Here is a 22438-nt window from a genome sequence, read left to right as displayed (position 1 = left end):
CGGCCGATCGCCTATCTCCGCAGGATGACCCCGATGTTCCGCACCGCCGTGGCGCTCGCCGCCCTCCTGTCGCTCACCGCCTGCCAGAAGGCCGAGGACGCGGCCTTCGGCCAGAAGGTCCGCGCCTATCTGCTGGCCCATCCCGAGGTGATCGAGGAAGCCGTGCAGAAGCTGCAGGAGAAGAAGCAGGTCGAGGCGGCCAACATCGCCAAGGTGGGCCTAGTCAAGCACCGCGACGCCCTGGAGCGTGACCCGCGCGACTTCGTGGCAAATCCGAACGGCAAGATCACGGTGGTGGAGTTCTTCGACTACCGCTGCGGCTACTGCAAGGTCAGCGCTCCGGAGATCCTGAAGCTGATCGAGGAGAACCCCGACGTCCGCTTCGTCTTTAAGGAATTCCCGATCCTGACCCGCGAGTCGGCCATGGCGGCCCAGGTGATCCTCTCGCCCAAGGCCAAGCCCAAGACCCTGGAGCTCCACCGCGCCTTCATGGCCGAAAAGGCGCTCAGCGAGGAGAGCATCTACCGCCACCTGCGCGCCGCCGGCGTCGATCCGGAGGCGGCCAAGGCCGAGGGTCGCGGCGCGGCGGTGATGAAGCACCTGGCCGACACCCGCGCCCTGGCCGGAAATCTCGGCATCGACGGCACCCCGGCCTTTATCGTGGGTGATCGGATGATCTCCGGCGCGGACATGGCCGGCCTGCGCGCGGCGATCGCCGAGGCCAAGACCGCCAACCTGAAGACCATCAACCAAGCCAAGGTCGACGGCGCCACCGGCTAGCTCGCCGCCGCCGGAAGCGGACGGCGCACGGCTCTGGAACGCGAGCCCTCCCCTACGTCAGGCTTTCCGGAGCGACGCGGCGCGGCTAGGCTTGATTCTACGCTTAGGCGCCAGTCCGTCGAGACGGAGGCCAGGAAGCAGGATGCACGAACGCGTGCTGGTGATCGGGTCGGGGATCGCCGGGCTGTGCGCCGCGCTCGCGCTGGCGCCGACCGGGCGCGACATCGTGATTCTCGAGCGTGACCCGCCCCCGCCCAAGGGCGACCCCAACGCCGCCTTCGACGACTGGAACCGGCGCGGGGTCGGCCATCTGCGCCACAGCCACGCCTTCCTGGCGAGGCTGCGCACCCTGATCCGCGACGAGCATCCGCGGCTGCTGGCCGACTTGCTGAGCGCGGGCTGCCGGGAACTCGGCTTCGAGAGCATGCTCACCGACCTGCACAAGGCCGACTACCGGCCCGAGGCGGTCGACCGCGACCTGGTCGTGCTGACCAGCCGCCGCACCACCCTGGAGCTGGTCATGCGCCGCTATGTGGAGCGGTGGCCCAATGTGCGGGTGGCCTCGGAGACTTTCGTGCGCAGGCTGCTCGTGCAGCACGATCCCCAGGGCCTGCGCGTCGTGGGGGTCTCCGTCGCCGACGCGGCCGGGCCGCGCGACGTGATCGGCGACCTGGTGATCGACGCCGGCGGCCGCACATCTTCGGGGATCGAACAGCTGGTCGAGGCCGGGGCGCCGATTACCGAGGAGAGCGAAACCTGCGGGATTCTCTACTTCACCCGCCACTACCGCCTGCTACCGGGGGTGAATGAGCCGCCACGGGGCAAGGCGCCGGCCACCGGCGACCTGGGTTTCCTGAAGTTCGGGGTGTTCCCGGCCGACAACGGCTGCTTCTCCATCACCCTGTGCGTGCCCGAGATCGAAATGGAGCTGCGCAAGGCGATCGTCGCCCCGGAGGTGTTCGACGCTATCTGCGCGCGGATGCCGGGCCTGGTCCCCTGGATCGACCCGGCCACCGCCCAGGGTGTCAGCCGGGTGTTCGGCATGGGCGAACTGCACAGCCGTTGGCGCGACCTGGCCAAGGACGGCGCCCCGGCCGTCCTCGGCTACTTCGCCGTGGGCGACAGCCTGATCCGCACCAATCCGCTCTATGGGCGCGGCTGCTCCTTCGCCGCCGTGCAGGCCTATCTGCTCCGCGACGTCCTGGTGGAGACCGACGATCCGGTGGTGCGGATGGCCGACTTCCAGGAGCGGGTGACCCGCGAGCTCCAGCCCTACTACACCAGCATGCGCGACCAGGATCGCTCGGCCATCAAGCGGGCGCAGCAGACCCTGACCCCGGGATTCCGGCCCAGCCTCAAGAGCCGGGTGATCAAGAGCTTCCTCGACGACGGCGTGAGCATCGCAATCCGGTCGGACACCCAACTCCTGCGTCAGGCCCTGCGTGGCTTCCACATGCTGGAGCATCCCTCGGCCTGGCTGAAGAAGCCGGGAAACCTGGCCAAGGTGCTGGGCTTTTGGGCCACTGGCCGTCAACAGAAGGCTGCTGCCTATCCGCCGAAGCCGGGCCCGGACCGCGATACCCTGATGCGCGCCGTCGGCCTGGAGCCGGAGGCCGACATGCTGAAGGTCGCAATGACCGGCTCCAAGGCCCGCGCCGCCCTCCGCGAAGGCGTCGTCCAGGCGCCGTAAGAATAGGTCCTCCCCCAGCGCGCAGCGCGATTTGGGGGAGGTGGATCGTCGCTTCTTCGCGACGAGACGGAGGGGGCTTCATCCACGGGGGACTGGGTCAAAGTCCCCCTCAGTCAGCTTCGCTGACAGCTCCCCCAGGAGGGGAGCATACTAGGTCAGGATTCATCCGCCGGCCGATTGAACAAACCGCCGGCCGCCATCTGCTCGCGCATGGCCTCGGGGGCGGCAGTGGCCATCTTGTCCATCTCCACCAGCTCGGGCGGCACGTACCAGTGCAGGGTGTCGGCGTGGTAGGCCTCCCACACCACCTTGGCGACCTCGACCGGCGGGATGGCGCGGAACAGGCCTTCCTTGGGCGCATTGGCCACCGTCTCCGGCGGCAGGATCGGCGTGTCGATCAGGCCCGGCAGGACATCGGCGACCCGCACCCCATAGGCCTTGAACTCCACCGACAGCGCCTCCGACAGCCCCTTCACGGCGTGCTTGGTGGCCGAATACACCGCGATCCCCGGCATGCCGAAGGTGGCCGAGGACGACGAGGTGGTGAAGCACAGCGAATTGGGCGTGGCCTTCAGCAGGCCGATGCCCTCGTGGATGCCGATCAGCACCCCCATCAGGTTGACCTGGACGACAGCGATCACGTCCTCGAAGGGCTGGTCGGCGAAGGGGCCGCCCCGGCCGATCCCGGCGTTGTTGTAGAGGATGTCCATCTGGCCGCCGGTGGCCTCGCCGAACGCCTTTAGCGCGGCGCGATAATCCTCGCGGTCGGTGACGTCGAGCGGCCGAACGATGCAGTTGTCGGCGCCCAGCTCGGCCTCCAGCGCCGTCAGGCCGGCGCTGTTGACGTCATACCCGCCCACGAACCACCCCTTGCCCGCGAACAGCCTGGCGGTCTCGCGGCCCATGCCCGAGGCCGCCCCTGTGATGAAGATCGATTTGCGTCCGTTCGCGCGGCCCATCAGATCAGTCCTGTCGTCGGCGAGGAGGCTTCGCCGAACACCTTCTTGGGCATGCGGCCGGCCAGGAAGGCTTCGCGCCCGGCGATCACCGCGTGCTTCATGGCCCGCGCCATGCGGATCGGGTCCTTGGCGTTGGAGATGGCGGTGTTCATCAGCACGGCGTCGCAGCCGAGCTCCATGGCGAGCGTCGCGTCCGAGGCGGTGCCAAGGCCCGCGTCCACCAGCACCGGGACCTTGGTCTGGTCGATGATGATCTTCAGGTTCACCGCATTGAGGATGCCCAGGCCCGACCCGATCGGAGCGGCCAGCGGCATGATGGCCGCCGCGCCGGCGTCTTCCAGCTTACGGGCGAAGACCGGGTCGTCGGTGCAATAGACCATCACCTGGAAGTCCTCGGCGATCAGCATCTTCAGCGCGCGCAGGGTCTCTTCCATGTCGGGATAGAGCAGGTTGGGGTCCGACAGCACCTCCAGCTTGACCAGATCCCAGCCCCCGGCTTCGCGCGCCAGGCGCAGGGTGCGAACCGCCTCCTCGCCGGTGAAGCAACCGGCCGTGTTGGGCAGGAAGGTGAAGCGGTCGGGCTTCACATGGTCGACCAGCATGGGCTGGCTGGGATCACTGAGGTTCACGCGGCGCAGCGCTACAGTGACGATCTCGGCGCCCGCCGCCTCGGCTGCCGCCGCGTTCTCCGCATAGTCCTTGTACTTGCCGGTGCCCACGATCAGCCGCGAGGTGAAGGTGCGGCCGGCGACCGTCCAAGTGTCCTGGTTGTGAACCGACCCGTCCATGTCAGCCGCCTCCGATAAAGTGCACGATCTCGATACGGTCGCCGTCGGCGAGCGCGGTGGCGCCATAGGCCGAGCGCGGTACGATTTCCAGGTTGCGTTCGACCGCCACCTTGCGCGCGTCGAGGCCCAGCTCCGCCACCAGGGCGGCGATGCTGGACAGGCTTCCGAAGGCCCTTTCCTCGCCGTTGATAGTCAAAGTCATGACGACCTCGTGAAGCGCCAAACCGCCGAATGCTTGTGACCCCCGCCGCCGACCGTTACAAGACGGCGGAATCGACGGCGGAGCCGAATGTCGAAACCGATCTATGTGCTTAGCGGACCGAACCTCAACCTCCTGGGGGTCCGAGAGCCGGAGATTTACGGAAAAGAGACCCTGGACGACGTCCGCACCCGATGCGAGCGACGTGCGGGCGCGCTGGGCCACGCCATCGTCTTCCGTCAATCCAACCACGAGGGCGAGCTGATCGACTGGGTCCAGGAGGCCCGTCTCGAGGCTTGCGCCCTGGTGATCAACCCCGCGGGCTACGGCCACACCTCAGTCGCCCTGCTGGATGCATTGAAAACACTGGATATTCCAGTTATCGAGTGCCACCTCTCAAACCCTGCGGCGCGCGAGGCGTTCCGCCGCGAAACCTATGTCTCGCTGGCCGCGACCGGAGTGGTCTCCGGCTTCGGCGGGGCGAGTTATGAACTGGCCGTCGAGGCCGCCGCGGGCCTCGTCCGCTAGGTCTCAACCAAGTTAAGGATTTTCATATGGCTAGCAGTCCCAAGGCTCCTGCCGATCCGATCGACGCGCGTCTGGTGCGCAAACTGGCCGACATCCTCACCGACACCGGCCTCTCGGAAATCGAAGTCGAGCGTGACGGACTGAAGATTCGCGTCGCCAAGACCCTGACGTCGGCGCCGATCCACTATGCGGCGGCTCCCGCGCCGGCCGCTCACGCGGCTCCCGCGGCGGCTCCGGCCGCCGAGGCGGCCCCCGCGCCTGCGGCGGAAACGCGCAGCAAGGCCGACACCATCAACTCCCCGATGGTCGGCACCATCTACCTGCAGCCCCAGCCGGACGCTCCGGCGTTCATCAAGGTGGGCGACACAGTCGCTGTCGGTCAGACCCTGATGATCGTCGAGGCGATGAAGACCATGAACCCGATCCCGGCGACCAAGGCCGGCAGGGTGGTGGAGATCCTCGTCGAGGATGGGCAGCCGGTCGAGTTCGGCGAGCCGCTCGTCGTCGTCGAGTAGGACGATGTTCGAGAAAATCCTCATCGCCAATCGCGGCGAGATCGCCCTGCGGGTCCACCGGGCCTGCAAGGAAATGGGCATCTCCACGGTGGCGGTCCATTCCGAGGCCGACGCCGGCGCCATGTGGGTGCGGCTGGCCGACGAGAGTGTCTGCATCGGCCCGGCCCCGGCGGCCAAGTCCTATCTGAACATACCCTCGATCATCGCGGCGGCGGAGATCACCGGGGCTCAGGCGATCCATCCAGGCTACGGATTCCTTTCGGAAAACGCGCGCTTCGCCGAGATCGTCACCGCCCACGGCTTCACCTTCATCGGCCCCAAGGCCGAGCACATCAAGATGATGGGCGACAAGATCACCGCCAAGCAGGCGGTGAGGGACGTGGGCATCCCCGTTGTGCCCGGCTCCGACGGCGCCGTGACCACTGAGGAGGAGGCCTTTGCGGCCGCCAAGGAGATCGGCTTCCCGGTGCTGATCAAGGCCGCCGCCGGAGGCGGGGGGCGCGGCATGAAGGTCGCCCAGAACCAGGACGAGCTCTACGAGGCGGTCTCGACCGCCCGCGCCGAGGCTCGCGCGGCCTTCGGCGACGACGCGGTCTATATGGAGCGCTACCTCCAGACCCCGCGCCATATCGAGTTGCAGGTGATCGCCGACAGCTTCGGCAATGTCTGCCACCTGGGCGAACGCGACTGCTCCCTGCAGCGCCGCCACCAAAAGGTGCTGGAAGAAGCCCCCTCCCCGGTCATCGACGCCGCGGCCCGCGCCAAGATCGGCAAGGTGGTGGTCGATGCGATCAAGGCCATCGGCTATCTGGGCGTGGGCACCATCGAGTTCCTGTACGAGAACGGCGAGTTCTTCTTCATCGAGATGAACACCCGCCTGCAGGTGGAGCACCCGGTCACCGAAGCGATCACCGGCATCGACCTGGTCCGCGAACAGATCCGAATCGCCGCCGGGATGCCCCTGTCGTTCAAGCAGGAGGACGTGGTCTTCGAGGGCCACGCGATCGAGTGCCGGATCAACGCCGAGAACCCGAAGACCTTCGTCCCCTCGCCGGGCCTGGTCACCGACTTCCACGCCCCTGGCGGCCTGGGCGTGCGGCTCGATAGCGCCCTCTACGCCGGCTATACCGTCCCGCCCTACTACGACAGCCTGATCGGCAAGCTCATCGTTCACGGCCGCGACCGCGAGGAGTGCATCGCGCGCCTCAATCGCTGCCTGGGCGAGATGGTGGTCGGCGGCATCGAGACCTCGATCCCCCTGTTCCAGGAGCTGCTGCAGCAGCCTGACATCCTGGCCGGCAAGTACGACATCCACTGGCTGGAACGATGGATGAAGGCCCAGTCAGAGGCGTAGTCGCCCCCCGCGTCGCGGGCGGCCGGCCATGAGCGGCCGGTTCGGGGCGCAGGAGCTGCTGGATTGCTACGCGCGCGGCGTCTTTCCCATGGCCGACGCGCGGGAGGACGAGCGGGTCTTCCTGATCGATCCCGAGAAGCGCGGGGTCCTGCCGCTGGCGGGTTTCCACGTCTCGCGCCGCCTGGCCCGGACCGTCCGCGCCGAGCCCTTCGAGATCCGCATCGACACCGCCTTCAGCCAGGTGGTCGAGCTCTGCGCGGCCGCCACGCCGGGTCGAGCAGAGACCTGGATCAACGGGGTGATCGAGCGCCTGTACGGCGAGCTGTTCGAAAGGGGCCACGCCCATTCGGTCGAATGCTGGAAGGACGGCCGCCTGGTCGGCGGACTCTACGGCGTGTCGCTGGCCGGCGCCTTCTTTGGCGAAAGCATGTTCTCACGGGCGACCGACGCCTCGAAAGTGGCTCTGGTCCACCTGGTCGCGCGGCTGATCGCCGACGGCTTCGTCCTGCTGGACGCCCAGTTCATGACCGAGCACCTGACCCAGTTCGGCGCCGAGGAGATCCCGCGTGCTGAATACCGCCGAAGGCTGGGCCGCGCGCTGGCCCGCGAGGCCAAGTTTCAGCGCTGCGCGGTGGGCGGCGGAGCCGCGGCCCTGCAGGTGATCAGCCAGGCGTCGTAGACCGGATGCTCCAGCGGGTTCAGGCCCGGCGAGGCGGCGTACATCCAGCCTCGGAAGGCCTGGCGGGGCGGCGGGACGGGCTTGCCCGGCGCGGGGCGCGGCTGGGATTCCACTGTCAGGTGGACCATGGAGTCCTCCACCGCCTCGTCGTCTGCCGAGCGCTCACAGGCCTTCACCGTGAACACCAGGTTCTTGTAGCGTACGGGTTTGCCGACCGCGGCCTCGAAGCGCATGGATTCGGCGGTCACCTTGTCCAGGGCCTGGATCACCGCGACGTCGTAGCGGGCGCGCTTGATGGCGGCTTCCGCGGGCTTGGCCGCGACCTGGGCCTTGGGGGCCGGCGCGGGAGCCACTTCAGTGGCCTCGATAGGCGGCGTGACGATCGGGGGCGGCGCGGCCACCTGCACCGGCGGCGCCTCCTCGGCGGGCGCGGCGTCGGGGGTCGGCGGCGGCACGGCCAGCGGCGGAGGCTGGACGGGCGGCGGGGCCGGCGCGGGCTGGGCCACGACGATCCCGGCCGCGGCGATCGCGCCCAGGGCCGCCAGGCCCGCGAGGATCGAACGCCGCACCATGACTATTCCGGCCGCCAGGCCTCGTAGTCGCCCGTCGCCTTCTGCCGCTCGCCGCCGCGGGCGATGGAGCCCTTGGGACGCCAGGCGTGGACCGTGCCGGTCAGGTTGGGGATGTGGTCCCGCTCCCAGGCCTGGCGCTTCAGCGGCTCGAGGGTGGGGGGCTCGTCGAAGGTGTGGTGCAGCCAGCCGTGCCAGTCGGGCGAGACCTTGGAGGCCTCGGCATAGCCGTCGAAGATCACCCAGCGGCGCTTGCGGCCGTCATAGGAATCCTTGGTGTCCTTGGCTTCGTAATATTTGTTGCCGTTCTCGTCCTGGCCGATGAAGACGCCGCGACGACCCACGGTGAAACGGATGCCGATGGTCGCGCCGTTCCACCAGGTGAAGAGATCTTTGAGCACGTTTGGGAGTTCCGGACAGAGCTACGAAGCGGGCGGACTATAGGTCCCAGGCTCCCGGGCGTCCAGCGACGCAAGCCTCGCAATATGTTGGGGATGGCCGGGGTGGCGACCACAACATGTGTTGCTCGACAAAGCGGCTCTCCCTAGACTCAGGTCTCGGGAGAACGATGCATGCGTAGCGAGACGGCGAGGATCGAGCGACGGCTTCTGGAGCGCGCCGCGAGCGTCGCCGAGGTCCTGGCGCCCGCCTCCTGGACCGACGCGCGGGTCGAGGCCTGGCTCGACTGGCTGGACGAGACTTCCGACCTGCCCGCCGCCCTCTTCCGGTACGCCGAGGACCTGGTCCAGCGCGGCGACGTCGCCGGCCTGTTCGATTCGGCCCGCTCGCGCGGCGGGTTCCGGCGCGACCTGGGCGCGGCCATGCTCTCGGGCCAGATGGCGATCTCCGCGCCCCGGCTCGGCCAGCGCATGCCGCTGGTCCAGGCCGCCGACGGCGAGTTCGCCGGCGCCCTGGTCACCCTGCGGGCCGAACACCGCGGCCGGGCCATGGCGCGCGCGGCCATGCGCGAGCTCACCGGCCGGCTGCAAGCCGTCATGGACGCCATCCTGCGCTGCGAGGGCGACCCGGCCGCTTGCGCCGACGTCCGCGCCAACGCCAGCCTGGCCCGCGCCGCCGAGGCCGCCCGCGCCGCCGGCGCCACTGACGCCATGATCCTGGACGCCGTCGCCCTGGCCCGGGCCGGCGAGCATGACTGGTCCGCACTCGAGCCGGTATTCAGCGACGTCGATGGCCTGGAGCTGGTCTGCGTGGGAGGTGAGGAGCCCGACCCTCGCCTCGCCGTCGCCGCCTGGGAGACTGGGGCTGTCGCCGCGGTGTTCTCCGCCGAGGCCGGCCAGGCCGTGGCCCGCGGCTGGGGCGGAGTACGCGGCGCGCTCAACGTGCTGGCCTTCGGCGCCGGGCAGGATTTCGACGCCCCGGGCTTCGACGCGGCCGTGGCGCTGCTGGGCGTGGCCCTGGCCGCGGCGGCCGACGATCGGCCCGTGGCGCTCGGCCTTGCGGGCGTGGCCGACTGGCTGGTGGCCCAAGGGCTCGCCTATGATTCGCCGGCCGGTCGCAGCGCGACCCAGGAGCTCTATCGCCGGGCGAGTTCGGCCCTGATTTCAAGCGGCGTGAAGCTGAGCGGCGGGCTGGCGGTGTTCGACGATCCGGAGCTGGCCCTGCGCCTAGGGGGCGTGGGCGCCTCGGCCGCGCCCTGGCTCGGGCCGATCACGGTGGCCGAGACCGAGGACGGCGCGATCGCCCGCGTGCTGTCCGAGGCGAGCCTGCAGGGCCTCACCGTCCTGGGCGGCGACATCGCCCAGGCCCGGGCGCATCTGTTGGGCCGCCTCGACCTTTCCGAGGCGCCGGGCGTGAGCCACGCGGCCCTGCACGCCAAGGGCTTCACCGATCACGAGATCGCCGCGGCCGAGGCCGCCCTGCCCTTCGCCACGCGGCTGTCCGACGCCTTCGCCGCCATCGACGCCGGCTTCCTCTGCGACGTGCTGGGCGCCACCGACGCCGACCTGGCCGATCCGTCGTTCGACGTCCTGAAGCTTGCGGGCTTCAGCGACGCCGAGGTGGCCTCGGCCGAGGAGTACGCCCTGGGCTCAGGGGCGCTCGCCGAGGCCGAATTCCTGACTCCAGCCCAGCAGGCGGTGTTCCGCACCGCCGACGATCTGGGTCCCGCGCCCTATTTCTCTCTGTTGGCGGCCATCCAGCCGGCCCTGTCGGCGCCCGCCATGCCGGACCTGGAGCTTGAGTGGGACACCACGCCCGCCGACGCCCGCGCCCTGATGAGCGCCGCGGCCCGGGCCGGCGTGGCCGCGATCCGGGTCCGCCGCGCGCCGCCCCCAGCCGATCTCTCGCTGGACCTGCCAAGGGCCTCCGAGCCGCCGCCGCGCGCCGCGCGCGACGCCGGTCCCGACGCCCAGGAGCGCCCAGCCGCCGAACGGATCGTCGAGCGCATCGTCGAGCGCGACCGCACCCGCCGCAAGCTGCCCGACCGCCGCAAGGGCTATATCCAGAAGGCGGCCGTGGGCGGCCACAAGGTCTATCTTCACACCGGCGAGTACGACGACGGCGAGCTGGGCGAGATCTTCATCGACATGCACAAGGAAGGCGCGGCCTTCCGATCGCTGATGAACAACTTCGCCATCGGCATCTCCATCGGCCTGCAGTACGGCGTGCCGCTGGAAGAGTTCGTCGACGCCTTCGTGTTCACGCGCTTCGAGCCGGCCGGTCCGGTCACCGGCAACGACTCGGTACGTTCGGCGACCTCGATCCTCGACTACATCTTCCGCGAACTGGGCGTGTCGTACCTGGCGCGCGACGACCTCGCCAACGCCGACCCAGGGGAGCTGAACGCCGACGGCCTGGGACGCGGCAAGCTGGACGACGCCGAGGAGCACCCCGGCGAACCCCAGCCCGCCAGCCACTTCATCTCCCGCGGCTTCGCCCGCGGCGCCGCTCCAGACAACCTGGTCTTCCTGCCCTCGGCGAAGGAACGCGGCCAGCCGCCGAATGCGCTGGAGGCCGACGTCTGCGCCGCCTGCGGCGATGTGGCCGTTGTGCGCAAGGGCGCCAGTCTGATCTGCGAGACCTGCGGCGTGCGGGCGGACGGCCACGGCGGGGACATGACCGGCTAGGCGAATGGCCGCGTTCACGATCAATCAGGTCTTAAAGCTTGGCCTGTAGACTTTGGCGGTCAGGTTCGGAGACCGCCATGAAACCGCCGGTAGTTATGTTGGGCCTGGCCCTGCTCGCGGCGGCTGTTCCCGCGGCCGCCCAGAACAAGGGCCAGATCAGCCAGGCCCAGCGCGGCGCGAGCTGCCCCAAGTGCAATCTTTTTCAGGCCGACTTCACCGGCCTGGAGATCCAGGGCCGCAATTTCGCCGGCGCGCGGCTCCGCCAGTCGGACATGTCGCTGGCGGTCATGAACCGCACCAACTTCGCTGGGGCAGACCTGCGCGACGTCGAGGCCTATGGCGCGGTGTTGTCCAGCGGCAATTTTACGGGCGCGGACCTCACCCACGCCAGCTTCGTGGGCGCCTACCTAGCGGGGTCGAATTTCACCGGCGCGAAGCTGGAGGGGACGAATTTTTCCGGCGCCAGCCTGAACGGCGCCAAAGGCTTGTCGCAAGCTCAACTGAATAGAGCGTGCGGCGATCCTTCGACCGGCCTGCCGCCAGGCCTGCGGATCCCCGCCTGTTGAGAACCGTTCGCTAAGTCGCTGAGAATTACCGCGAATTAAGTAGCCTACCGCAGCTTGTGCAGGCACATCATCACGCCATGGATCGCAATACTCGACCCCTGACGCCTCGGTTCGCCGCCCTGCTGGCCGCGATCGCCGCCACCGCCGCCTTCGCGCCCGGCCTGGCCAGCGCCGCCATCGGCGACAAGGACGTGGCCCGGATGGTTTCGTTCGGCGGCGCCTGCAGCCGCTGTGAACTCTCCGGCCGTAAGCTCAACGGCGCCCAGTTCATGGGCGCGAACTTCTCCGGCTCGGCCCTGGTCGGCTCGGACCTGCGCGATGCGCGCTTCTTCGGCGCCAACTTCGCGGGCGCGGACCTCTCTCGCGCAGATCTCTCCGAATCCGAGATGGTGGGCGCCAATTTCGCCTCCGCCGTGCTGGTCGACGCGCGGATGCGCTCGGTGGAGGCCAAGGGCGTGAACTTCGCCTCGGCCAACATGGCCCGTATCGACATGCGGGATTCCGAGGCTGTCGGCTCCAACTTCGCCAAGGCCAACATCTCGTCCGGCCGCTTCCAGGCCGCAGCCATGAACGGCGCGAACCTGACCCGGGTCGACGCCCGTGGCGCCAGCTTCCGCGACGCGGAGTTGTCCGGCGCGACGATGTCCGGCGGCCGTTTCGATCAGGTGTCCTTCCGCGACGCCGACCTCGACGGCGCCAACCTGATGGGCTCCAGCTTCTCCGGGGCCGACTTCCGCGACGCCAGCCTGCGCCATACCCACATCACCGGGGCCGATCTCTCACGCGCCCAGGGCCTGAGCCAGGAACAGCTCGACGAAGCCTGTGGCGATGCTTCCACCAGGCTGCCCTCGGGTCTGACCGTGCGCTCGTGCAGCCGCAAGATCCGCTTCGTCGGCGCCCATCACGCACCGGTTCCCGCCGTCAAGGCCATGCCGGCGGTTCCGCCGGCTCCGCCGGCCCCGCCCGCGCCCCGCTACATCGTCGCCAACGACTAGGCGTCTCCGCCCGCGCCGTCAGACCTTGATCGGGGGCGCGAGCCGGATGTGCAGTTCCTTGAGCTGACGCTCCTCGACTTCCGACGGGGCGTTCATCAGCAAGTCCTGACCTTGCTGGTTCAGCGGGAAGGCGATCACCTCGCGAATTGCGGTCTGGCCGGCCAGCAGCATGACGATGCGGTCGATGCCGGGCGCCAGGCCTCCGTGCGGAGGCGCGCCGTGACGGAACGCGTTCAGCATGCCGCCAAACTGCTCCTCCACCACGTTCGACCCATAGCCGGCGACCTCGAAAGCCTTCAGCATCAGCTCCGGACGATGGTTCCGGATCGCGCCGGAACACAGCTCGTAGCCGTTGCAGACGATGTCGTACTGGTAGGCCAGGATCGACAGCGGGTCCTGGGTAAGCAGGGCCTCCATCTCGCCCTGGGGCATGGAGAAGGGGTTGTGCGAGAAGTCGACGCGCTTCTCCTCCTCGTTCCACTCGAACATCGGGAAGTCGACGATCCAGACGAACTCGAAGCGGTCCTCGTCGATCAGCTTCAGGTCGGTCCCCACCTTGGTCCGGGCGCTGCCGGCGAACTTGGCGAACGCCTTGGGATCACCGGCCACGAAGAAGGCGGCGTCGCCCTGCCCCAGGCCGAGCTGGCCCATGAGCGCGCCGGTGGCGTCTGGGCCGAGGTTCTTGGCGATCGGGCCACCCCAGCCGCCCTGGTCCTCGCTCCAGAAGATGTAGCCGAGGCCCGGCTGACCCTCGCCCTGGGCCCAGCTGTTCATGCGGTCGCAGAAGGCGCGGCTGCCGCCCTTCGGCGCGGGGATGGCCCAGACGGCGTTCTTGGCGTCCTCGAGGATGCGGGCGAACAGTCCGAAGCCGCCGCCCCGGAACCGCTCGGACACGTCCTGCATGATCAGCGGGTTGCGGGTGTCGGGCTTGTCGGTGCCGTACTTCTGCATGCTCTCCCGGTACGGGATGCGCGGGAACGGATACGGCGTCACCGGCTTGCCGTCGGCGAATTCCTCGAAGACGCCGTGCATCACCGGCTCGATGGCCGCGAACACGTCTTCCTGGGTCACGAAGCTCATCTCGACGTCGAGCTGGTAGAATTCCAGGCTGCGGTCGGCGCGCAGGTCCTCATCGCGGAAGCAGGGCGCGATCTGGAAGTAGCGGTCGAAGCCCGAGACCATCAGCAGCTGCTTGAACTGCTGGGGCGCCTGGGGCAGCGCGTAGAACTTGGTCGGATGCAGACGCGAGGGCACCAGGAAGTCGCGCGCGCCTTCCGGCGACGAGGCCGTCAGGATCGGGGTCTGGTACTCCAGGAAGCCCTGGCCGATCATGCGGTTGCGGATCGAGTGGATGACCTTCGAGCGCAGGACGATGTTCTTGTGCAGGGTCTCGCGGCGCAGGTCGAGATAGCGGTGCTTCAGCCGGATCTCTTCGGGATAGTCGGGCTCGCCGAACACCGGCAGCGGCAACTCGGCGGCCTCCGACAGCACCTCGACCGAGCGCACCCGCACCTCGACCTCGCCAGTGGGCAGGTTGGCGTTGATGGTCTCGGCCGAGCGGGCCACCACCTCGCCGTCGATGCGGATCACGCTCTCGGCGCGCAGGCGTTCAATGACGTCGAAGCCCGGGGTCTCCGGGCTCATGACCAACTGGGTCAGGCCGTAGTGGTCGCGCAGGTCGATGAACACGAGACCGCCGTGGTCGCGCTTGCGATGGATCCAGCCCGAAAGTCGGACGGTCTGACCCGTGTCGGCGGCGCGCAGGGCGCCCGCGGTATGGCTGCGGTAGGCGTGCATTTGGAGTCGCTTGGGCTCTGAAAATCGAGGCGCGGAAGGGCGCATGTAGGCCCCCGAAAGTCAAGGCGAGGCGCGCGCTCCGACAGCTTGACCGTCGCGAGAAGGCCATGAAAAATCGCTGCGAATGCTGGACCAAGACAGCATCGCCTCGCGGCCGCATGAAGTGAAGTCCTGCTCCCCGCCAAAGGTCCCCTACGACGACAACCTCGGCTAATCCCCGGCAGTTCATCGCGCCTTGGAAGGCGTCCGGCCCGGCGGATAGTGTTCGAATATAGGTGAAACCAAGCGGGAATGTGTCCAGTATTATAAAATACTTAGAGGTAGAACGGAAACAATTTCGATCTCAAGGGTTGTATGACCCAAGAGGTAACTGGCTAATGCCAAATCCCACGATAATATTCGTTGATGACGACTTTATCTGCAACCATGACATCTGCGAGATACTCAACAGAGCGGACTTCACGGTTGTAACCGCCTATTGCGCTGCCGCTGCACTCGACGCCATCGCCACGGGTGACCCTCTGTCGGGCCTGGTGACTGACATCGACCTTGGGCCCGGGGCGGATGGTTTCGAAGTCGCCCGCCGCGCCCGCGCGGCCTACCCCGACCTGCCGATCATCTATATCTCGGGAACCGCGGCCGGCCGGCACCCCTTCGAGGGGGTCTCCGACTCGACATTCCTGTCCAAACCCTGCTCGCCCCAGCAGATCGTCGCGGCCCTGAACCGCGCGATCCGGCTCGAGGCGACCTGAGTGCTCTATCGCGCGGCCCTGGTCATTGGTCTCGCGGGTTTCTGCCTGGCCGCCGCCCTCGCCATGGCGTCGGGCGGTTAGACAGGACACGACGAAAGACCGCGTTAAACTGGTGGCCTCGCTGCAGTCCCGAGGCCATTTTGAACCGTGTCGTCATCCTGGGCTGCGCCGGCAGCGGCAAGACCACCCTGGCGCGCCGGCTGGCCGAGCGCATCACCGCGCCCCTCATCTGCCTGGACGAGATCTGGCCACCATACCAGGCGACGAACGACGTCCAGGCCTTTCGCGAGGCGGTGATCGAGGCCCACGCCACGGATACCTGGGTCAGCGACGGGAACTTCGCCCTGGCCACCTTCGACATCCGCCTGCCGAGCGCGGACCGTGTGATCTGGCTCGACCGATCCGGGCCGTCCTGCGCCTGGCGCGCAACGACGCGCCTGCTTCAGCCCGGCGAGCACCACCGGCCGCGCGACCTTCTCAAGGTGCTTCGGTTCATCCGGAGCTTCGACCGCATCAATCGCCCGCGCATCGAGACCGCGCGTATCGAGCACGGCCCGCATGCGCCGGTCGTCCGCCTGAGGAACGACCGCGAGATCGCGGACTTCCTGCGAGCGGCTGCCCCTATTTCGGCTTGAAACGCTTGCTGGTCGGGAAGCCCTTGGGCGCCAGCTTGCCAGCGGCCGCCCGCTTGGCCAGCCAGTCGCGCCACTCGCCCCAGACCCGGGTGCGCCCGGCGGTGTCGATCCAGGTCGCCCCCTCCTCGGCCTTGAACACGATGGCGTCTCGCAATCCGCCCTCGCGGTAGGACTGAAGCTTGACGCCCTTGCCCCGGGGCATTTCCGGCAGCTCGGCCATGGGGAAGATCAGGATCTTGCCGTTGTCGCCGATGACCCCCAGGTGGTCGCCCGTGGCCCGCAGGGCGAAGGCCGCTCCCTTGGCGCCGGCGTTCAGCACCTGCTTGCCGGCGCGTCGGAAGGAGATCGCCTCCTCCTCGGGCAGGACGAAACCGTAGCCCTCCTTCGAGGCGATGATCCGCTTGGTCCCCGGCCGATGCGGGAAGACGTCGACGATGGCGGTCTTGTCGTCCAGGTCCAGCATGAGCCGCAGGGGCTCGCCGTGGCCTCGCGCGGACGGGAGCTTGTCGCAGGGGATGGTGAAGAACCGGCCGTCGGAGGCGAAGATCAGCAGCTTGTCGGTGGTCTCGGCGGGGACCACGAAGCCGTGCTTGTCGCCCTCCTTGTACTTGAGCTCCGAGGGGTCCTCGACCTTGCCCTTGGCGGCGCGGATCCAGCCGCGATCGGACAGGATCACGGTGATCGGCTCGCGCACGATCATCGCCTCGATGGCCGCGTCCGCGTCGACGGTGGGCGCGTCGGCGAAGATCGAGCGGCGGCGGCCGAGCTCGGTGTCGGGCCCCAGGACCTTGCGCACCGCCTTCAGGCCCACGCCCACCAGCTTCCATTGCTGCCTGTCGGAGGCCAGCATGGTGACCAGGCCGTCGCGCTCCTCGGCCAGTTCGGCATGTTCGCGCCGCAGCTCCATCTCCTCCAGCTTGGCCAACTGGCGCAGGCGGGTGTTGAGGATGGCGTCGGCCTGCAGCTCGCTGAGCGCGAAGGCCTCGATCAGCTTGGCCTTCGGGTCGTCCTCGTAACGGACGATGCGGATCACCTCGTCGAGGTTGAGGTAGGCGATCAGCAGGCCGTCGAGGATGTGAAGCCGGGCTTCGATCTTGCCCAGGCGGTGCCGGGCGCGGCGCACCAACACCTCGCGGCGGTGGTCGAGGAAGGCCTGCAGGGCCTGGCGCAGGCCCATGACGCCGGGAGAGCCCCGGGCGTCCAGCACGTTCATATTCACCGGAAAGCGGGTTTCGAGCGCCGAGAGCTTGAACAGGCTCTCCATCAGCACCTCGGGCTCGACATTGCGGCTCTTGGGCTCGAGCACCAGGCGCACGTCCTCGGCGCTCTCGTCGCGCACGTCGCCCAGCAGCGGCGCCTTCTTGTTCTCGATCAACTCGGCCAGCTGCTCGACCAGGTCGGCCTTCTTCACCTGGTAGGGAATCTCGGTGATGACGATCTGGTAGGTCCCGCGACCGCCGTCCTCCTTTTCCCAGAGTGCGCGGACCCGGACCCCGCCCCGGCCGGTGGCGTAGGTCTCGATCATCGAGGCCTTGGACTCGACGATGACTCCACCGGTGGGGAAGTCCGGCCCAAGGACGTGTTCGGCCAGCTGCTCGGTGGAGGCATCGGGACTGTCCAGCAGCAGCAGGCAGGCGTCGATCAGCTCGGCGGCGTTGTGCGGCGGGATCGAGGTGGCCATGCCCACGGCGATGCCGCTGGAGCCGTTTGCCAGCAGATTGGGAAAGCCGGTGGGCAGGACGACGGGCTCTTCGTCCTGGCTGTCATAGGTGGGCTTGAAGTCGACGGCGTCCTCGTCGATGCCGTCCAGCAGCAGCATGGCCGCGGCCGTCAGCTTGGCCTCGGTGTAGCGCATGGCGGCGGGGTTATCGCCGTCGATATTGCCGAAGTTGCCCTGGCCGTCGACCAGCGGATAGCGCTGGGAGAAGTCCTGGGCCATGCGCACCAGGGTGTCGTAGATCGACTGGTCCCCGTGCGGGTGATAGCCGCCCATCACCTCGCCGACGACCTTGGCGCACTTGCGGGCCGCGTTCTCGGGATTGAGGCGCATCTCGCGCATGGCGTAGAGCACGCGCCGCTGAACAGGCTTCAGGCCATCGCGCACGTCGGGCAGCGCCCGGTCGGTGATGACGGAGAGGGCGTAGGCGAGATAGCGCCGCGACAGGGCCTCCGTCAGGGGCTCGTCGATGACGCGCGGGCCGTCGCCGGGCGGTTGGGTCTGAACTGTCATGCCGAATCGAACCTGGATGCTCGTCCTGTTCTAGCGGTCGCCGGGCCAATCGTCGCCGCGACGGAAAGACTCTCCACAGCCGGTTTCCCATGGTCGCCGATTCCTCCGGAGAGATCGGATCGTATGGGTCCCGGCCTTCCGCTTCGCCCCAGGCTGGATGGCAGCCGTTGAGTTACAGCCGGTCGGCTTCGTTCAGCCGGTCCACCAGCCAGACGCGGGCCGGCGGCAGCGGCCGGTTCAGCGGACCGAACACGAACAGCTCCAGGAAGTGGGCCGTCAGGTCGAGGCCGGCGCGCACGTCGCCCTCGGCCAAGCCGCCCTGGGACGAGAGCATGAAGGGCGGCAGGGCCAGCAAGCGGTCCTTATAGGGCTCCCCCGCCGTGCGGCTGACGGCCCGACCGGTGCGCGGGCTCACATAGATCAGGTCGTCCACCGCCCCGGTGGACGCGCACTTGGAAAGGTCCAGCCCAAAACCAAGGTCCTGCAGCAGGCCGGCCTCGAAACGCACGAAGATCGCCGGCCAGATGTCGGGCGCGAGGAGCGACTGAGTCAGGGCCTCGAAGGCCAGGAAGGCGCCGGGATGGGGCTCGCGCTCCGGCAGGGCCGCGGCGGCCACGGCGGCGGCCGCCGAGAGACCCGCGAGCGCCAGGGGATCGTCGAACAGCGCCGAAGGCCCCTCGCCCACCGGCTCGAGGGCCGCCGAGCCGAGCTGGTCGGACATCCGCGAGCGGTATTGCAGGATCACCCGCGCCCCGGCCTGCAGGAAGGGCTTCATCCGCCGCGAGGCCCCGCCAGCCACATGGGCGGCGTACTTGCCGTGCCGCGCGGTCAACAGTTCGACGATGGCCCCGGTCTCGCCATGCGCGCGGGCCGAGAGGACATAGGCGTCGTCCTCGAACTCCATCAGGGGGCGGCCGCAGCGACGGCGCGCGCCAGCACGGGTCGCCAGTCGGCCGCCACCGGCAGGCCGAAGGTCGAGGCCAGCTCGGCCTCGAGTTCGTCCAGGCTCAAGTCGCGGCGCTCCATCGCCCCGTCGTTGGTTCGCACGGTCAGGCGGCTGTCGCGCAGGATGTAGCGCGCCTGCGGCGTGGTCTTGCAGACGATCAACAGATGGCGGAAATGCGAGCTGGGATGGGTGGAGGAGAACCAGTTGTTGAGCTCGTAATCCTGATCGAGCTGGATATCCGGCGGGATCTGGTAGACCGGCGCCCAGTCCTCGCCGAGCTGGGCCTCCATCAGGATGTCGTCGCCGACCTGGGACAGCCGGTAAGTCTCGTGCGCCGTCGGCTGTGGTCCGCGCTCGGCGAACCTCAAGGGGGCGGTCGGCACGCAGCTGCCGAAACCGACATCGCAGAGCCAGGCTTCGCTCTCGATCGTCACGCGCAGCACCATGTGGGTACGCTGGCGCAGGGGAGCGTCAAGCGGCTGCTGCCACCGGACCCGCGCGATCAGGCCCTCAACCTGGAAGCCGAGCTCGATCAGCACCCGCTTGAAGAGACTGTTCTGTTCGTAGCAATAGCCGCCGCGCCCGGCGCCGATCAGCTTGGCGTCGACGGCCTGTGGGGCCAGGTCGACACCCCGGTCGAGCAGGACATCGACGGCCTCGAAGGGGATCGAGGCCGGGTGCAGCTCCAGCAGGCTGCGCAGGACAGCCAGCGTGGGTTCGCGCGGGCCGTCATAGCCGATGCGGGCGAAATAGGCGGTGACATCGGTCATCGGGCTCACCTATGGGGCCTAGGCGTCGAAATCCAGGCCCACGTCGCCGTAGAACTCCCGCTTGTCGGCCCAGCGCTCATCGACCTTTACGTGGATGAACAGGTGGACCGGCCGGTCCAGCAGTTCGATCAGCTCCTCGCGGGACTTTTGGCCGATCCACTTCAGGGTCTGGCCGTTCTTGCCCAGGATGATCGGGCGCTGGCTCTCGCGCTCCACATAGATCTGCTGCTCGATGCGGACCGAGCCGTCCTTGCGCTCTTCGAAGGCGGTGGTCTCGACCGCCGCCGCATAGGGTAGTTCCTCGTGGACCCGCAGGAACAGCTTCTCGCGGGTGATCTCGGCGGCCAGCAGGCGGGCCGGCAGGTCGGCGGTCTGCTCCTCCGGATAGAGCCAGTGGCCCTCGGGCATCAGCTCGGCCAGCCGCGCCTTCAGGTCGTCGACCCCTTGGCCGTCGGCCGCCGAGATCATGAAGACCTCTGAATAGACGCCGGTGTCGAACAGGCGCTGAGACAGGCCCAGCAGGCGGTCGCGGCGCATGCCGTCGATCTTGTTGAGCGCCAGTATGGCCTTCTTGCCGGCGGCCTTCAGGCCCTCGACGATGGTTTCCACGTCGATGGCCGATCGCTTGTCGGCCGACTTGGCGCCCGGCTCAGCGGCGGCCAGCTCGGCCACGGAGTCGACGAGGTGGACGATGCAGTCGGCCTCCTGCGCCCCGCCCCAGGCCGAGCGGACCATGGCCCGGTCCAGCCGGCGGCGCGGCGCGAAGATGCCGGGGGTGTCGACCAGGATGATCTGGGCCTCGCCGGCCATGGCCACCCCGCGCACGGGAAAGCGCGTGGTCTGGACCTTCTGGGTGACGATCGAGACCTTGGCCCCCACCAGGCGATTGGTCAGGGTCGACTTGCCCGCATTGGGGGCGCCGATGATCGCGGCGAAGCCGGCGCGGGTGGTCATTAAGTGCCTTCTCGTTTCAACAACATGGCCATGGCCGCGGCTTTCTCCGCTTCCTGGCGCGACCGGCCGTCGGCCAGTTCGGGTTCGTGCTCGCCCACGCTCACCGAGACGGTGAAGGAGGGCGCGTGGTCGGGTCCGGTGCGGTTTACCACCTTATAGGCCGGAAGGGGCATGCCGCGCGCCTGGGCCCATTCCTGAAGCTGGGTCTTGGGGTCCTTGATGCGCGGCTCGTCCAGCCGGCTGAACTCCTCGGACCAGAACTCCAGGAAGAAGGTCCGCGCCAGATCCAGGCCGCCCTCCACATAGAGCGCGCCCATCAGGGCCTCGCAGGCGTCGCCGAGGACCGTGTCGTTCTCGCGCGCGCCGATCTTGCTGGCGCTAGGGGCCAGGCGCAGGGCCTCGGCCAGGCCGATCCGGCGGGCGACCCGGGCGCAGGCGTGATAGTTCACCAGCGCGGCCATCAGCCGGCTCATCTCGCCCTCGCGGGCCTCCACGTCGAGCGCCATCAGGCGTTCCGCGGCCAGCAGGTTCAGCACCCGGTCGCCCAGGAACTCCAGCCGCTCGTAATGCCGGACCTTGGTCGCACCGTCGCCGACGCTGGCGTGGGTGAGCGCCCGTTCCAGGAGCTCGCGATCGTGGAAGACGTGGCCGATGCGGCCTTCGAGTTCGGCGACCGCGGCCTTGCGTCTATTCACTTGAGGACTTGGAAGAACCGGCTGGGTCGAGCGTCAAGGAACCAGGTCCACGGCTTGAAGATCGAGGCTTCCTTGTCCCAGGACAGCATGATGATCTGGGCCTTGCCCACCAGGTTCTCGGCGGGCACGAAGCCCACGCCGATCTCGGCCGGCACGCGGCTGTCCAGCGAGTTGTCGCGGTTGTCGCCCATGAAGAAGTAGTGGCCTTCCGGCACCACGAAGACGTCGGTCTTGTCGACCTCGCCGTCCGGACCGAAGTCGTAGGTCACGAACGTCTTGCCGTTCGGGAAGGTCTCCTTGAAGCGCTCGACGCTGCGGGTGAAGCCGTAGCCCGAGTCGATCATCACCGGAGGCAGGCCCTCGCTCGGCACCAGCTTCTCGTTCAGATAGAGCTTGCCGTCGCGCATCTGGATGCGGTCGCCCGGCAGGCCGACCAGGCGCTTGATGTAGTCGGTGCGGCCGTCGCGCGGCAGCTTGAAGACGACGATGTCGCCCCGCTGCGGCGCGCGCTCCATGATCCGGCCGGTGAACACCGGCGGGCTGAACGGAATCGAGTGCCGCGAATAGCCGTACGAGAACTTCGAGACGATGATGTAGTCGCCTTCCAGCAGGGTTGGCTCCATCGAGGCCGACGGAATCGTGAAGGGCTGGAAGAACAGCACGCGCAGGAACAGCGCGATCAGCAGCGCGTAGGCGACCGTTTTCACGATCTCCACGAACTCGTTCACCGCGCCGGATTTTTCCGGGGCCGCGGCGGTCTGCGCCTGTTCGGTCATCAACAACGTCCTGACAGATGTCCGAGCTTCGGACAGTGAGCCTAGCTAGACGCTGCTTACGCAAGGAGCAAGCCAGAGCCCCGTGAACTCTGTGTCACGTGACCTCCGCATTTCGACGCAGCCGGCGATTGCAGGACAGAGCCGGCCGAAGTGGTCTGGCCCGGCGCGCCAAGGC

At 68.3% G+C, this 22438-nt stretch carries 23 protein-coding genes; 11 read left to right on the top strand and 12 right to left on the bottom strand.

Translation table 11 applies throughout. The features are described 5' to 3' along the window. Window positions 1–33 precede the first annotated feature (33 nt). Window positions 34–780: a DsbA family protein gene (locus tag M9M90_RS10100; protein WP_254837027.1), complete on the top strand. Its 747-nt coding sequence runs from the start codon at window positions 34–36 to the stop codon at window positions 778–780. Between the two features lie 142 nt (window positions 781–922). Then, a complete protein-coding gene (locus M9M90_RS10095; RefSeq protein ID WP_254837026.1) occupies window positions 923–2470 on the top strand; it encodes an FAD-dependent oxidoreductase in 1548 nt (515 codons plus the stop codon). Between the two features lie 155 nt (window positions 2471–2625). Here the strand turns inward: M9M90_RS10095 and M9M90_RS10090 are convergent, their stop codons facing one another. From M9M90_RS10090 to thiS, 3 genes are read right to left on the bottom strand one after another with little or no spacing between them, the layout of a single operon-like run. Next, window positions 2626–3429 (bottom strand): SDR family oxidoreductase, encoded by an 804-nt coding sequence (locus M9M90_RS10090; RefSeq protein WP_254837025.1) that lies wholly within the window; start codon window positions 3427–3429, stop codon window positions 2626–2628. Next, on the bottom strand, window positions 3429–4217 hold the full coding sequence (locus M9M90_RS10085; protein ID WP_254837024.1) for a thiazole synthase: 789 nt from the start codon (window positions 4215–4217) through the stop codon (window positions 3429–3431). The genes M9M90_RS10090 and M9M90_RS10085 overlap by 1 nt, the downstream gene beginning before the upstream one ends. A 1-nt stretch (window position 4218) precedes the next feature. After that, window positions 4219–4419 (bottom strand): sulfur carrier protein ThiS, encoded by a 201-nt coding sequence (gene thiS / locus M9M90_RS10080; RefSeq protein WP_254837023.1) that lies wholly within the window; start codon window positions 4417–4419, stop codon window positions 4219–4221. Between the two features lie 87 nt (window positions 4420–4506). On the opposite strand from thiS, the gene M9M90_RS10075 reads away from it, so the two are divergent. Genes M9M90_RS10075 through aat form a run of 4 tightly spaced genes read left to right on the top strand, consistent with a single transcriptional unit; the run spans window position 4507 to window position 7492 of the window. Beyond that, on the top strand, window positions 4507–4944 hold the full coding sequence (locus M9M90_RS10075) for a type II 3-dehydroquinate dehydratase (protein WP_254837022.1): 438 nt from the start codon (window positions 4507–4509) through the stop codon (window positions 4942–4944). Window positions 4945–4970: 26 nt separating this feature from the next. After that, a complete protein-coding gene (gene accB / locus M9M90_RS10070) occupies window positions 4971–5459 on the top strand; it encodes an acetyl-CoA carboxylase biotin carboxyl carrier protein (protein ID WP_254837021.1) in 489 nt (162 codons plus the stop codon). Window positions 5460–5463: 4 nt separating this feature from the next. After that, window positions 5464–6813, top strand: coding sequence for an acetyl-CoA carboxylase biotin carboxylase subunit (gene accC, locus M9M90_RS10065; RefSeq protein WP_254837020.1), 1350 nt, complete (start codon window positions 5464–5466; stop codon window positions 6811–6813). Between the two features lie 28 nt (window positions 6814–6841). Continuing rightward, window positions 6842–7492, top strand: a complete 651-nt coding sequence (aat, locus tag M9M90_RS10060) for a leucyl/phenylalanyl-tRNA--protein transferase (RefSeq protein WP_254837019.1) — start codon at window positions 6842–6844, stop codon at window positions 7490–7492. Here the strand turns inward: aat and M9M90_RS10055 are convergent. Both M9M90_RS10055 and M9M90_RS10050 read right to left on the bottom strand, forming a co-directional pair. Continuing rightward, window positions 7432–8064 (bottom strand): DUF2155 domain-containing protein, encoded by a 633-nt coding sequence (locus M9M90_RS10055; protein ID WP_254837018.1) that lies wholly within the window; start codon window positions 8062–8064, stop codon window positions 7432–7434. The genes aat and M9M90_RS10055 overlap by 61 nt on opposite strands. 2 nt (window positions 8065–8066) lie before the next feature. Next, complete coding sequence (locus M9M90_RS10050; protein ID WP_254837017.1) at window positions 8067–8462, bottom strand: NADH:ubiquinone oxidoreductase subunit NDUFA12; 396 nt, start codon at window positions 8460–8462, stop codon at window positions 8067–8069. A 171-nt stretch (window positions 8463–8633) separates the two neighbouring features. On the opposite strand from M9M90_RS10050, the gene M9M90_RS10045 reads away from it, so the two are divergent. The 3 genes from M9M90_RS10045 (at window position 8634) to M9M90_RS10035 (ending at window position 12708) form a co-directional block, all read left to right on the top strand. Continuing rightward, window positions 8634–11147, top strand: a complete 2514-nt coding sequence (locus tag M9M90_RS10045) for a ribonucleotide reductase (RefSeq protein ID WP_254837016.1) — start codon at window positions 8634–8636, stop codon at window positions 11145–11147. A gap of 77 nt (window positions 11148–11224) precedes the next feature. Further along, window positions 11225–11713, top strand: coding sequence for a pentapeptide repeat-containing protein (locus M9M90_RS10040; RefSeq protein ID WP_254837015.1), 489 nt, complete (start codon window positions 11225–11227; stop codon window positions 11711–11713). 77 nt (window positions 11714–11790) lie between these two features. Beyond that, entirely contained in the window at window positions 11791–12708 is a 918-nt protein-coding gene (locus M9M90_RS10035) for a pentapeptide repeat-containing protein (RefSeq protein ID WP_254837014.1), read from the top strand. A gap of 18 nt (window positions 12709–12726) precedes the next feature. Here the strand turns inward: M9M90_RS10035 and aspS are convergent, their stop codons facing one another. Then, entirely contained in the window at window positions 12727–14505 is a 1779-nt protein-coding gene (aspS, locus tag M9M90_RS10030; protein ID WP_254837013.1) for an aspartate--tRNA ligase, read from the bottom strand. 377 nt (window positions 14506–14882) lie between these two features. Here aspS and M9M90_RS10025 point away from each other — a divergent pair, with 377 nt between their 5' ends. Together M9M90_RS10025 and M9M90_RS10020 are read left to right on the top strand one after the other, a co-directional pair. Beyond that, window positions 14883–15257, top strand: a complete 375-nt coding sequence (locus tag M9M90_RS10025; RefSeq protein ID WP_254837012.1) for a response regulator — start codon at window positions 14883–14885, stop codon at window positions 15255–15257. A gap of 140 nt (window positions 15258–15397) precedes the next feature. Continuing rightward, window positions 15398–15892, top strand: coding sequence for an AAA family ATPase (locus tag M9M90_RS10020; RefSeq protein WP_254837011.1), 495 nt, complete (start codon window positions 15398–15400; stop codon window positions 15890–15892). Here M9M90_RS10020 and parC read toward each other — a convergent pair. From parC to lepB, 6 genes are all read right to left on the bottom strand, one after another. Next, window positions 15879–18122 carry a DNA topoisomerase IV subunit A gene (gene parC / locus M9M90_RS10015; protein WP_254837010.1) on the bottom strand — a complete coding sequence of 748 codons (2244 nt, stop codon included), beginning with the start codon at window positions 18120–18122 and terminating at the stop codon, window positions 15879–15881. The genes M9M90_RS10020 and parC overlap by 14 nt on opposite strands. 172 nt (window positions 18123–18294) lie before the next feature. Beyond that, window positions 18295–19026 (bottom strand): DNA repair protein RecO, encoded by a 732-nt coding sequence (recO, locus tag M9M90_RS10010; RefSeq protein WP_254837009.1) that lies wholly within the window; start codon window positions 19024–19026, stop codon window positions 18295–18297. Beyond that, on the bottom strand, window positions 19026–19838 hold the full coding sequence (locus M9M90_RS10005; protein ID WP_254837008.1) for an arylamine N-acetyltransferase: 813 nt from the start codon (window positions 19836–19838) through the stop codon (window positions 19026–19028). The genes recO and M9M90_RS10005 overlap by 1 nt, the downstream gene beginning before the upstream one ends. 18 nt (window positions 19839–19856) lie before the next feature. Then, window positions 19857–20792, bottom strand: coding sequence for a GTPase Era (gene era, locus M9M90_RS10000; RefSeq protein ID WP_254837007.1), 936 nt, complete (start codon window positions 20790–20792; stop codon window positions 19857–19859). Further along, window positions 20792–21487, bottom strand: coding sequence for a ribonuclease III (gene rnc / locus M9M90_RS09995; RefSeq protein WP_254837006.1), 696 nt, complete (start codon window positions 21485–21487; stop codon window positions 20792–20794). The genes era and rnc overlap by 1 nt, the downstream gene beginning before the upstream one ends. Next, a complete protein-coding gene (lepB, locus tag M9M90_RS09990) occupies window positions 21484–22263 on the bottom strand; it encodes a signal peptidase I (RefSeq protein WP_254837005.1) in 780 nt (259 codons plus the stop codon). Before lepB ends, rnc begins: the two co-directional genes overlap by 4 nt. Window positions 22264–22438: the final 175 nt, after the last annotated feature.

This window comes from Phenylobacterium sp. LH3H17, from assembly GCF_024298925.1.
Taxonomy (GTDB): Bacteria; Pseudomonadota; Alphaproteobacteria; order Caulobacterales; family Caulobacteraceae; genus Phenylobacterium.
Note: the sequence above shows the minus strand (reverse complement) of the source record. Positions and strands in the feature narration are given on the sequence as shown.

Bases quoted from the DNA above. Each gene is read 5' to 3' on its own strand.
- M9M90_RS10075 (WP_254837022.1), top strand. From the start codon at position 4,507: ATGTCGAAACCGATCTATGTGCTTAGCGGACCGAACCTCAACCTCCTG.
- M9M90_RS10095 (WP_254837026.1), top strand. From the start codon at position 923: ATGCACGAACGCGTGCTGGTGATCGGGTCGGGGATCGCCGGGCTGTGC.
- M9M90_RS10055 (WP_254837018.1), bottom strand. From the start codon at position 8,064: ATGGTGCGGCGTTCGATCCTCGCGGGCCTGGCGGCCCTGGGCGCGATC.
- parC (WP_254837010.1), bottom strand. From the start codon at position 18,122: ATGACAGTTCAGACCCAACCGCCCGGCGACGGCCCGCGCGTCATCGAC.
- accC (WP_254837020.1), top strand. From the start codon at position 5,464: ATGTTCGAGAAAATCCTCATCGCCAATCGCGGCGAGATCGCCCTGCGG.
- aat (WP_254837019.1), top strand. From the start codon at position 6,842: ATGAGCGGCCGGTTCGGGGCGCAGGAGCTGCTGGATTGCTACGCGCGC.
- M9M90_RS10040 (WP_254837015.1), top strand. From the start codon at position 11,225: ATGAAACCGCCGGTAGTTATGTTGGGCCTGGCCCTGCTCGCGGCGGCT.
- lepB (WP_254837005.1), bottom strand. From the start codon at position 22,263: ATGACCGAACAGGCGCAGACCGCCGCGGCCCCGGAAAAATCCGGCGCG.
- M9M90_RS10045 (WP_254837016.1), top strand. From the start codon at position 8,634: ATGCGTAGCGAGACGGCGAGGATCGAGCGACGGCTTCTGGAGCGCGCC.
- M9M90_RS10090 (WP_254837025.1), bottom strand. From the start codon at position 3,429: ATGGGCCGCGCGAACGGACGCAAATCGATCTTCATCACAGGGGCGGCC.
- M9M90_RS10005 (WP_254837008.1), bottom strand. From the start codon at position 19,838: ATGACCGATGTCACCGCCTATTTCGCCCGCATCGGCTATGACGGCCCG.
- thiS (WP_254837023.1), bottom strand. From the start codon at position 4,419: ATGACTTTGACTATCAACGGCGAGGAAAGGGCCTTCGGAAGCCTGTCC.
- M9M90_RS10025 (WP_254837012.1), top strand. From the start codon at position 14,883: ATGCCAAATCCCACGATAATATTCGTTGATGACGACTTTATCTGCAAC.
- M9M90_RS10100 (WP_254837027.1), top strand. From the start codon at position 34: ATGTTCCGCACCGCCGTGGCGCTCGCCGCCCTCCTGTCGCTCACCGCC.
- M9M90_RS10035 (WP_254837014.1), top strand. From the start codon at position 11,791: ATGGATCGCAATACTCGACCCCTGACGCCTCGGTTCGCCGCCCTGCTG.
- era (WP_254837007.1), bottom strand. From the start codon at position 20,792: ATGACCACCCGCGCCGGCTTCGCCGCGATCATCGGCGCCCCCAATGCG.
- M9M90_RS10085 (WP_254837024.1), bottom strand. From the start codon at position 4,217: ATGGACGGGTCGGTTCACAACCAGGACACTTGGACGGTCGCCGGCCGC.
- recO (WP_254837009.1), bottom strand. From the start codon at position 19,026: ATGGAGTTCGAGGACGACGCCTATGTCCTCTCGGCCCGCGCGCATGGC.
- accB (WP_254837021.1), top strand. From the start codon at position 4,971: ATGGCTAGCAGTCCCAAGGCTCCTGCCGATCCGATCGACGCGCGTCTG.
- aspS (WP_254837013.1), bottom strand. From the start codon at position 14,505: ATGCACGCCTACCGCAGCCATACCGCGGGCGCCCTGCGCGCCGCCGAC.